The sequence below is a fragment of the Leptolyngbya sp. FACHB-711 genome, assembly GCF_014695615.1.
In the GTDB taxonomy this organism is placed as follows: Bacteria; Cyanobacteriota; Cyanobacteriia; order Elainellales; family Elainellaceae; genus Leptolyngbya_A.
Window position 1 is genome coordinate 35280 of record NZ_JACJOR010000371.1, and the last position, 10294, is coordinate 45573.

Annotated in this window: 8 protein-coding genes and 1 pseudogene; 2 read left to right on the top strand and 7 right to left on the bottom strand. The window is 48.1% G+C overall.

The features are described from left to right. Positions 1-91 precede the first annotated feature (91 nt). The 4 genes from arsB to H6F80_RS31360 all read right to left on the bottom strand — a co-directional run bounded on the left by arsB (position 92) and on the right by H6F80_RS31360 (position 4002). A complete protein-coding gene (arsB, locus tag H6F80_RS15540) occupies positions 92-1246 on the bottom strand; it encodes an ACR3 family arsenite efflux transporter (RefSeq protein WP_190792436.1) in 1155 nt (384 codons plus the stop codon). Positions 1247-1280: 34 nt separating this feature from the next. Continuing rightward, on the bottom strand, positions 1281-2543 hold the full coding sequence (gene arsJ / locus H6F80_RS15545) for an organoarsenical effux MFS transporter ArsJ (RefSeq protein ID WP_190792437.1): 1263 nt from the start codon (positions 2541-2543) through the stop codon (positions 1281-1283). A 24-nt stretch (positions 2544-2567) separates the two neighbouring features. Next, positions 2568-3581 carry an ArsJ-associated glyceraldehyde-3-phosphate dehydrogenase gene (locus H6F80_RS15550; RefSeq protein WP_190792438.1) on the bottom strand — a complete coding sequence of 338 codons (1014 nt, stop codon included), beginning with the start codon at positions 3579-3581 and terminating at the stop codon, positions 2568-2570. A 310-nt stretch (positions 3582-3891) separates the two neighbouring features. Then, complete coding sequence (locus H6F80_RS31360; protein WP_518523594.1) at positions 3892-4002, bottom strand: ArsR family transcriptional regulator; 111 nt, start codon at positions 4000-4002, stop codon at positions 3892-3894. A gap of 282 nt (positions 4003-4284) precedes the next feature. On the opposite strand from H6F80_RS31360, the pseudogene H6F80_RS31365 reads away from it, so the two are divergent. After that, positions 4285-4396: pseudogene (locus tag H6F80_RS31365) on the top strand (transposase); the annotation flags it as partial. A 197-nt stretch (positions 4397-4593) separates the two neighbouring features. Here H6F80_RS31365 and H6F80_RS15565 read toward each other — a convergent pair. The 3 genes from H6F80_RS15565 to H6F80_RS29940 all read right to left on the bottom strand — a co-directional run bounded on the left by H6F80_RS15565 (position 4594) and on the right by H6F80_RS29940 (position 8723). Continuing rightward, entirely contained in the window at positions 4594-7137 is a 2544-nt protein-coding gene (locus H6F80_RS15565) for a TonB-dependent siderophore receptor (protein ID WP_199296605.1), read from the bottom strand. A gap of 217 nt (positions 7138-7354) precedes the next feature. Next, the gene (locus H6F80_RS15570) at positions 7355-8278 is read right to left on the bottom strand and encodes an MFS transporter (protein WP_242067386.1); all 924 of its coding nucleotides are present in this window, start codon (positions 8276-8278) and stop codon (positions 7355-7357) included. After that, complete coding sequence (locus tag H6F80_RS29940) at positions 8199-8723, bottom strand: MFS transporter (RefSeq protein WP_242067387.1); 525 nt, start codon at positions 8721-8723, stop codon at positions 8199-8201. The genes H6F80_RS15570 and H6F80_RS29940 overlap by 80 nt, the downstream gene beginning before the upstream one ends. A 648-nt stretch (positions 8724-9371) precedes the next feature. Here H6F80_RS29940 and H6F80_RS15575 point away from each other — a divergent pair. Beyond that, positions 9372-10294: ABC transporter substrate-binding protein (locus H6F80_RS15575; protein ID WP_242067390.1), on the top strand; the 923-nt coding region annotated here is incomplete at its 3' end.

Consider the following 10294-nt stretch of genomic DNA (forward strand, 5'->3'; position numbering starts at 1 on the left):
TGCTGTTGTAGAACACATTTTTCGATCGATTCAACAAGCCCAATGACCGGCGATCGAATCTCATCTCGCAGATACGAAAAGTTCTCTTGAACTAGCGATAAGGACTCATACAGCGCGGGTCGCTCAGCGTTGCCTTTTCTGGCTCTCGCGGAAACCACATTGCAGTCCGCTTACAGATTTCAACCAGCATCAGCATCACAGGCACTTCAATCAGCACCCCCACCACCGTTGCCAGAGCCGCACCCGAATTCAGCCCAAACAGCACAACTGCGGTAGCGATCGCCACCTCAAAGTGATTACTGGCTCCGATTAGTGCCGCCGGGGCAGCATCTTCGTAAGACAGTTTGAGCTTTTGTGCTGCCACATAAGAGATGAGGAAGATGAAATTGGTCTGGAGGAACAATGGCACTGCAATCAGCAGAATGTGCAGCGGATTATTGACAATCAGTTCCCCTTTGAAGGCAAAGAGCAGAATCAGCGTAATCAGCAGCGCGGCGATCGCGACCGGACTGAGATATTGCAAAAACCGTCGTTCAAACCATTCCCGTCCCTTATGTTTAAAAATCCAATAGCGCGAGTACATTCCTGCAATCAGCGGCAGACCCACATAAATCAGGACAGAGAGCGCGATCGTTTGCCAAGGCACAGCCAGATCATTGGCTGCCAGGAGCCAGCGACCGAGCGGCGCATAGAGAAACAGCATTGCTAGCGAATTGACCGCAACCATCACCAGCGTATGTCCCTGATTGCCGTAGCAGAGATAGCCCCACAGCAACACCATTGCCGTGCAGGGTGCGATCCCTAGCAAGATGGTTCCTGCAATATAGGAATTTGCCAGCGACACTTCTACGCCTCGAATCACTTCAGTGCCCACAATCAGCGGGCGGAAGAGCCAGCCGAGAAAGAACTGGGCAAAGACAACCATCGTGAACGGTTTAATTAGCCAGTTCACGACCAGCGTTAGAACCACGGGTTTGGGAGTGCGAACCGCCTGCGCTGCCTGGGAGAAATCGATCTTCACCATGATCGGATACATCATGAAAAACAGGCAGATGGCGATCGGAATTGAAACCTGATAAATGCTCATTGCATCCAGCGCAATCGCCACACTAGGGAACAGCCGCCCCAGCAAAATTCCTGCGCCAATGCAAAGAAACACCCAGAGCGTCAGATATCGCTCGAAGAAGCTGAGCGAACCGCCTGCCTGCACTGCATGGGAATGCGTTGAAGAACCTTTGGAAGCCATGAGAACAACCGCGAATGAGATGAAATGAAAGAGATTAGTCGCCGTCACCTGCTTTCCAGGCAAGGGCTTTACTCGGTTGGGGATCAGGCAGTTTCAGTGAGATCATCCAGGCTGCCAGGACAAACAGCGACGACACCCACAGACAGCCCACTAATCCATAAAGCTGATAAATTAAGCCAGAGAGCACGGTGCCGATTAGTCGGCCACCCGAATTTGCCATGTAATAGAAGCCGACATTGAGGGCAACCTTGTCATCGTCGGTAAACGCCAGCACCAGATAGGAGTGAACGGCAGAATTGAAAGCAAAGACAATGCCAAAGATCATGAGTCCTACCACGATCGTTACATTGAGTGGTGCATTCAACTGCATGGCTAAGGCAATACTGGCAGGAACGGCAGTGAGAATGCCTGTCCAGAACTGAATGGTTTTTGACTTAGGTGGTTCACCGTTGCCAAAGCGCCTCAGCAAAGTGGGAGCTAGAAACTGAATAATGCCGTAGCCAATCACCCAGCAGGCTAAAAATCCCCCCGCTTGATAGAACGACCAGCCCAGCGCACTCCGCAAGAAAACAGGAAGCCCCACCACAAACCAGACATCTCTGGAGCCAAACAGAAAGAAACGCGCTGCCGACAGAATGTTGATCTCACGGCTCTTGGAAAATAGCTGGGTAAACTTGACCTTCGCCTTAATTTTGCCCATGCCCCTGGGCAGCATGACCCCAGTAAACAGGACCAAGATCAGCCCGATCGCCATGATCCACAGCGACGTAACAAATCCGAATGTGCCCAGCAGTGCGGCTCCTAGAAAGAACCCCACGCCCTTCAATGCATTCTTTGATCCGGTTAGAACTGCCACCCAATTGAACAGTGAGGATTGCGCGTCTTGAGGTACGACCAATCGAATTGCACTCTTAGAACTCATTTTGGTTAAGTCTTTGGCAATCCCTGAGAATGCCTGAGAAGTCATGACATACAGCACAGCAAACCACTGTGCCCAGTCACGGTTTAGAAACGACAGCATGATCAGGGCAAGCACCTGAAGCCCAATCCCGCTGTATAGGGTGACTTTCAGCCCGAACTGTGAGCCAATCCAACCACCCAGAAAGTTCGTGACAATGCCAAACACTTCGTAGAACAGAAACAGGAATGCAATCTGAATCGGCGTGTAGCCAATCTCGTTGAAATAGAGCAGCACCAGCATTCGTAGTGCGCCATCCGTTAGCGTAAACCCCCAATAAGCAAGGGTGACGATCGCATAGTTTTTGAGGCTGGCACGGGGAGCAGAGGAAGAAGCCATGTCAGAGAATTCCTTAATTCAGGTTCAATTCAGACTGGATGCAACTTTTCGCGCCAGTTCCACCATCCGGTTGGAATAGCCCCACTCGTTGTCGTACCAGGCATAGATCTTGACCTGGGTGTCGTCTACGACCATGGTGGACAGCGCATCAACGATCGAAGAGCGCGGGTCGTTGAGGTAATCGATCGAGACCAGCGGACGCTCCTCATAGCCCAGAATGCCTTTCAGCGGCTCTTGCTCCGATGCGGCTTTAAGCAGTTGATTGACCTCTGCCACAGTGGTTGGACGATCGACTTCAAACACGCAGTCTGTGAGGGACGCATTCAGCAAGGGCACTCGTACCGCCAGCCCGTTCAGTTTGCCGTTCAGTTCGGGATATATCAGGCCAATCGCTGTCGCTGAACCTGTGCTGGTGGGAATGAGGGATAGGGCAGAAGCGCGCGCCCGTCGTAAATCTTTGTGCGGGGCATCAACCAGCGTTTGCGTATTGGTATTGTCGTGGATGGTCGTGACAACGCCATGCTTGATGCCAATGCCTTCATGGATAACTTTTACGACCGGGGCAAGGCAGTTGGTGGTGCAGGAAGCCGCCGTTAACAAATTGTGCTGAGCGGGGTCATACAGATGATCATTGACTCCCATCACCACGTTCAATGCTCCTTCTTTCACCGGAGCCGCCACAATCACTTTGCGAACGCCTCGCTTGAAGTAGGGATCGAGCGTCTCTGGGGTGCGAAACTTGCCAGAGCATTCCAGCACAATATCAACACCCAACTCATCCCAGGGCACATCGCCTGGCTTGGTATGTTCGGAAAAGGTAATTGGCTGACCGTCAATGTAAATGCGATCGTCGCCCGCCGTAACATCGGGTGCCCAGCGTCCGTGTACCGAGTCGAACTTTAACAGATGAGCAGCAGCTTCAGTGCCACCTTTGACTTCATTGATATGAACAAACTCCAGATCTGCCCACCCCCAAGCGGCTCTCAGGTCTAATCGTCCAATTCGTCCAAATCCGTTGATTCCAACCCGTATTGCCATCGCTCCTCCATCTAAACTTATATTGATGAGTAGTCTATCAATTTTTATTGATGGATGCTAGAAAATGGCACCAATGCACTTTATATAGCACTTCACACAAATGAATTGAACAAATGAATTGAGTGTCCTAATCCTTATCGGTACAAGGACAGGCAGGCAGCATTAGGCTGTAGCGGCGAAACTCCAAGAGGTATTGCTCCAGGACAACAAATTGTGGCACATTCAAACTGTAGTAGATCCAGCGTCCTTCCTGGCGCGGTCGCGCTAAGCTTGCATCCTTCAGAGTCTTGAGATGAAACGACAGCTTCGATTAAGCCACGTCCAGCACCTCACAAAGGTCGCAAACGCAAAGCTCATTCTCCCGCAGCAGCTCCACGATTTTGACGCGCAATGGTTCTGAGAATGCATGAAAGCCAGCCACAACCAGTTTAGAAGGGGAAGAGATTGCCTTAACCGTTCGGATTCACCGTATCCATGAAGTTTTATTGTTATAGCCTCTATCCTAAAGCATTCATCTTCGTGCTGACAGCTAAGACTACCCGGACACCGTCTCAACGCCACACTCTTAGAACGATTGAAGTATAAAAAATGGGGCACAGCCCCACATCCCCCGTACCTTACGGGAGTGAAAAACGCTGCATTAAAGAAGGTCGATAGGAAGATTAAGATCTTTTAGGTTTCCTTCTGACCTCCTTGTCACCCCTTGAGCTTTTTACCTCCTTATTCACCAGACCTATCTCCGATTGAACTCTGTTGGTCGAAACTCAAGCAGTTTCTTCGCTCAAAAGCGGCTCGCACCGATGAAGCTCTCGACCAAGCAATGACCGAAGCGGTTCAGTTCATTACTGAAGATGATGCCATTGGTTGGTTCAATCACTGCGGTCTATTCACTTGAAATTTGCTGTAAATAAAAATACAGCCATCCTTGATTGGATTGAAACGGGGTGCAGGGGTTATCCCTAATTGGGGGCACAGCCCACACACCCCTTGTTCACAACCTATTTGTCAACGCTTAGAACTCGTAGGAAATGGTTGCACGAACGTTAAAAGGTGCGCCGGGATACACGATTCGAGCCGTTTGGCTAGTTTCATAGTACTCCGTGTCAAATAGATTCTCAAAGTTGAGCTGCGCTCTCCAATTATCTCTTCGATAGTAAAGGGCAGCATCAGTGCGGAAATAGCTGGGTAGCTCAAATCCTGGTGGATCAAACGAAAATCCACTGCGTTCTGAAACATAGAGTAAGCCAAGCCCAAATCCTAAGCCTTGCAGATCACCGCTTTGAATTTCATAGGTTGTCCAGAGGCTAGCAGCGTGTTCTGGCACGTCATCTAAACGGCTGCCGATCTCAATATCGTTGTCTTCTGTGACTTCCGCATCCGTATAGTTATAAGCACCGATGATATTCCAACCGGGAAGAATTTCACCAACAATGTTGAATTCAATTCCCTGGCTGCGCTGTTCACCGACTTGAATTTGGAAATCCGAATCTTCTGGATCGCTCGTCGCCACATTGGCTTTGGTCAGGTAATAGGCAGCAAGGGTTGCAAATAAATCATCTGTGATGTCTGCCTTGATCCCAATCTCATACTGCGTACTCCGCTCTGGCACGAAGGCTTCTCCAGTCCGAGACAGCCCCGTCTGCGGCACAAAAGATTGGCTGTAGCTGGCATAGAGAGACAGCGGCTCGATCGGCTGATACACAATCCCGATTCGAGGACTAAAGGCATTATCGACTTGATCAACTACGCTGCCAAAGGACACTCCTTCTTGATCAAGAATATCAAATCGCCCGCCAACCAGCAGATGTAAATTATCGAGCAAATCAATTTGATCTTGAATGTAAATCCCTAAATTATCAGTGCGAACGTTTTGAGAGAAGCTGGGCTGTAGCTCTGGAACTTCAATATCGTAATTGGGATCGAAGATATTGAGAGAGGGTAAGTCAGTGTCTCTTGAAGTATAAACACTGGTTCTGCGGTTTAGATCTAAACCAACCAGCAGCTGATGCTCGATCGGTCCTGTGGCAAATTCTCCAATGACTTCTGTTTGCAGTCCATAGTCCTGTCGCAGAAAATCATCGTCTACATACTCCATTGGCAGCAAGCCATTCTCTGGCAGACCAGTAGATTCTGTTTTTGTCCCATTTTGCAAATCACTGAAGAAGGAAAAGGCATTACGCACTCGCCAGTCATCATTAAACTGATGCTCAAACGTGTATCCTGCCCGAACTTGCTGTTGCTCATACTCATCAAGTTGGGGGTATCCCAAAAAGCGATCGATCGGCAAAACAAGTGAACCATCGCTCAAAGCCGTGACACCGCGATCGAACACGGGATCATTGTACAGATACTCAAATTCAAAAGTGAGGGATGTATTGTCACTGATATTCCATCGCAGCACAGGGGCAATAAAGAATCGCTCAGTATGCACCTCATCTCGGAAGCTGCCAGAGTTTTGGTATGCCACATTGAGGCGATAGAGCAAGTCGCCATTGTCAGTCAAAGGTCCAGAGAGATCGATCGACGGTCGATAGAAGCTAAATTGCCCTACGGTAAACTCGGCGGCAAAATACGGCTCGCTCAAGGGTTGCTCTGTAACGATATTGACAACACCTCCAGGCTGCGTCTGCCCGAACAACACAGAAGCGGGTCCTCTGAGAACTTCAATGCGTTCAATATTGGCAGTTTCCGAAAGACCGTAGAAATCATTGCTGCGGAAGCCATTTCTGAAGTTGAAATCTTGCGTGAAGCCGCGCAGGATAAATGAGCCTGCTCCCGTACCGCCATAGTTGCCATCGGTTGTAACGCCTACATTCTGTAATGCATCCCGATATTCAACAATATTCTGGTCTTCCAAGACCTGTTGTGGGATCACCTGAATTGAAGCGGGAATATCACGAATGGGAGTATCTGTGCGAGTCGCAGTCGTTGCCTCAGGCGTATAGTAGTCGTCCTCGGTTTCGTCTCCCGTTGCCACCACCTGAATCGCTTCTTGATCTTGAGCAACTTCTGTTGCCGAACCTGTTGTGACACCCAACACTAAATTCTGTGCTTCTGCCCTCACATCAGCTGTAGGGGGTGCATTCAGTCCGGTAATCGCAACACGAATGCTGTTATCTCTGCGGTTGGTTACAGTAACGAGTGCAATGCCTTCGGCAGGATTCACCTGCTGAAATTCGTCGCCATCTGACAAGGACAGCACTGTGTTTGGAATATCAGCAATCAATGCATTGCCAATCACCGAGGTTTCGACGGGTGGCAAGGCTTCTGCTGCTTCCAAGACTAGCTCGAACCCATCTGCTGTTGCATTCAATTGCACGCCTGTTACTTGCACGATCGAGGCTTGCGCGATTTGCTCAACCCAGTCATCAACAGTTGTTGCAGCAGGTGCAATGTCGTTAAGACGAGGAATTGCTGAAGCTGAAGTTGATGTAGTCGAAATCGAAACAGCACGGTTGCCTTCTTCCTCAACACCCTGAGCCAGGGTAGACTGCGCTACGCTGAGCAACATGACACCGACTAACTTGAGAATCAATACCAGTTGAAAATTTTTCACAGTAAAATTCCAAACCTCACAGCCGAAATCAACAAGAAATAAACAATAAAGTTTCTGAAAGCACGCTCTACTGTTGAGCTACTTTCTAGCTATCTAGATAAATCTTTGGTTGGAGCTGTCAGTAATGCTACATCCTATCTGATATTACTTGATAATAGTTCCTAATAAGCAACCAAGTCTAAAAGTATCAGAATTGTGTCAGAACAATTTGGTCGTCTCAGGTTCGATCGGCTTCACGTTCACAGTTGGAGTTGGATAAAGCTGCCTGCTGATCTGTGTCGTGATCTGAAACATTCATTTCTACCATGCGTAATGACTCAACGGCATATCCGCCCATGCCAACCAGCATTAAAGTTACGGATGTGATCACGTACAGTAAAGCCATGCCTGCACCGGAACCTGTCCCGAATATTCCACCAAATGTTTTGGCTAAATAACCACCTGGCATCATTGCAGGTTCAAAGACAAAATCAGCGAGCGGTCCAGCAATTAAAGCAGCGATCGTCGAAATTAGAACGAGCAGCAGCGATCGGGTAGCAAACACGCGCCCTTGGATTTCTGGTTTGATTTTTGCCAACCAAATTGCTTCACTTGAACTGCCCAGTAATGGAAAGTTAAGCGACGAACAAAACTGTGCCGGCAGCCAAATCGACGGCAACTGCCCTAGCCCAAATAGGGTTTTGCTGATCCCTGCACCAATCATGCCTCCGAGAAACCCGTGAATCTTTTGCCGAAAACCACCCCCGATGCTGACAGCGATTGCGCCAATGACACCAGCAACACCCGCCATCGTAGACAAACTGGCTAAGATGGCTGCATTATTATTGCTGCGAGCTAGAATCATGGCTGAGTAAAGCGAACCGCCTAAGTCGTGAGCAAACCAAAACAGCAAACTTATCACGAGTAAAGCGAACAAGCCTGGTCTTGCAAACACATAGCGAAAGCCAGAAGAGATGTCTTGCCAGAGACTTGCCTGGTTCTGAAGCTGGGTTTCAGGAACAACTGGCTGGGGAATTTGAGTTCGCAATACAGTGAAGATTGCAATGCTAAAGGTGAATAGATCAATCCATAGAATGCCAAATAACCCAATGATGTAATAGAGGACTACCTGCCAGGGCAGGAGCAAAAATACTGGGTCCATAATGCAGCATTGAAACCATACTGCTGGCACGAGTATAGTGTTGCTTCGGTAACATCAGAGCGATTGACGTAGAATAGGCAAGTTCTTGAATATTGCTGAAGATGCCGTTGATCGCACTTGTTACATAAAAGTGCCAAACCTGAAGATGTCCAGTGAGGTGGAGTAAGAGAATTGCAACAGTAGAGAGGGCTGCAACCGTATCGCTTAAGATGATGAGCTGTTTGCGGCTCCAACGTTGACCAAAGATTGGCCGGAGACCATCAACAATGACTCCAGCAAAAGGAGCAACCAAAAGGCTTGCCGCTTGGTTAAAAAAAACAATCAACGTGAGTGCAGTTGCTTGATCGGTAAGCTGCCATGCCCAGAGCGTGATGGCAAAACTAGTCACATAGCTACCGATCGTCGAAACGAACTGACCACTCCAGACAATGACGAAAATACGCATCTACCGTGAGCTAACGAGAGATGGCATTGAGAGGAGTGCGGCTGATCGAAGTGCAGCAAAAGCAAGATTCTGATTGCGATCGAGCCTGAAGGATTGGAAGTTGCACCATACAGTCTTAAGTGACGATTCTAACCGGGGATCAAGTTTTAGAAACCATAAAAGCTTATTGCAAGCAATTTGCAATACTTGAACTACTTATAGCAGGTTCATTGCCTCTGTTCAAGATTTGCTCTTAAATTTCCTGGCTGCACGGCTACTGGTTTTTAATGATCTAATTTTCCAGAATGTTTTTTTAGATCTTTTGCAGTTCGAGTCGGAACGCTACTAGAAAAATTTCCTAATAGAGCTTGTCAGAAGTAAAGATTTGCCGTAAGGTATCAATGATTTAATGCGAATTAGATGCAATAGGCAGAAGTCACTTCAATAGGAAGACTAGAACAGGAAGGCTAGAACTGCAAAGAGCCCTATGAACCAGCCCCCAACAGACATTTCAGAAATTTTCCACAACCCATCAGGGTTCCGATATTGCTTATCCAGGTGCGCCAATCAATTTGAAGGCGAAGGTTTCCTATACGTTACTAATTAGGAGAAACCGCTGTGAGAACTCGACAATGGTGGAATTGGCTTAAACGATCGCTTTTAATCTGCATGACATTTGCGCTGGTGACGGCTTGCCAAAGTTCTGGTCCTCGCAATCTAGCTGTTAATCGTGATCAAGCAAATCAATCAATCGAATCCCCTACATCCTGCCGGCTTGTCTCTCATGAGATAGGAGAAACTGAAATCTGTGAACAACCTCAGCGAGTCGCCGCGCTCAGTCCCCATATTCTGGATTCTATCCTGGCACTGGGAGTACAGCCTGTGGCTTATGCCGAAGTAACTGCCTTGAACCTGAAGAAATTTGACAATCCAAGTCAACAGATTCCTTATCTGGGCGATCGCGTTACAACACAACCTGTGAACCTGGGCGATCGAAAAAGTCCATCGCTGGAGAAACTGGCTCTCATCAAACCCGATTTGATTCTTGGTGAGAATTGGTCAATCGAAAGCCAGTACAAACTGCTTAATCAAATTGCGCCGACTTTGTTGTTTACAGACATGAAAGACAACAAGCAAGTCTGGTTTAATGACATTCAGCCTATTGCGAAAGCACTAGATCGGGAACAAGAAGCTGAACAGTTATTAGCTGCCCATGCTGAACAATTAAGAACAGTTCGATCGCAGCTAAAACCCGTTGTTAACGCTTATCCTAATGTTTTAATTTTGGCAGTCAATACATTGTTGAATGATGTAGCGATTGCTGCTGATAGTACCGCAGGGCGTTTGCTAGAGGAAATCGGATTTCATCTGGTTTTCCCTAAAGCTGTTCCAGCAGGAGAAACGCGATGGATGCAAACTTCGGTGGAACTCTTGCCTACCCTCAACGCGGATATTGTTTTGGTGATTGCCTGGGATTTTTCAGACCCTTATAATCCCAAAGACCCGCTCAGAACGAAATGGGATCAAAACCCTATACTCAAAAAGATTCCAGCGTCCCAGTTTGGTCGAATTTTCTTTGTAAATTATCAACT

Bases quoted from the DNA above. Each gene is read 5' to 3' on its own strand.
- arsB (WP_190792436.1), bottom strand. From the start codon at position 1,246: ATGGCTTCCAAAGGTTCTTCAACGCATTCCCATGCAGTGCAGGCAGGC.
- arsJ (WP_190792437.1), bottom strand. From the start codon at position 2,543: ATGGCTTCTTCCTCTGCTCCCCGTGCCAGCCTCAAAAACTATGCGATC.
- H6F80_RS15550 (WP_190792438.1), bottom strand. From the start codon at position 3,581: ATGGCAATACGGGTTGGAATCAACGGATTTGGACGAATTGGACGATTA.
- H6F80_RS15570 (WP_242067386.1), bottom strand. From the start codon at position 8,278: ATGGACCCAGTATTTTTGCTCCTGCCCTGGCAGGTAGTCCTCTATTAC.
- H6F80_RS29940 (WP_242067387.1), bottom strand. From the start codon at position 8,723: ATGCGTATTTTCGTCATTGTCTGGAGTGGTCAGTTCGTTTCGACGATC.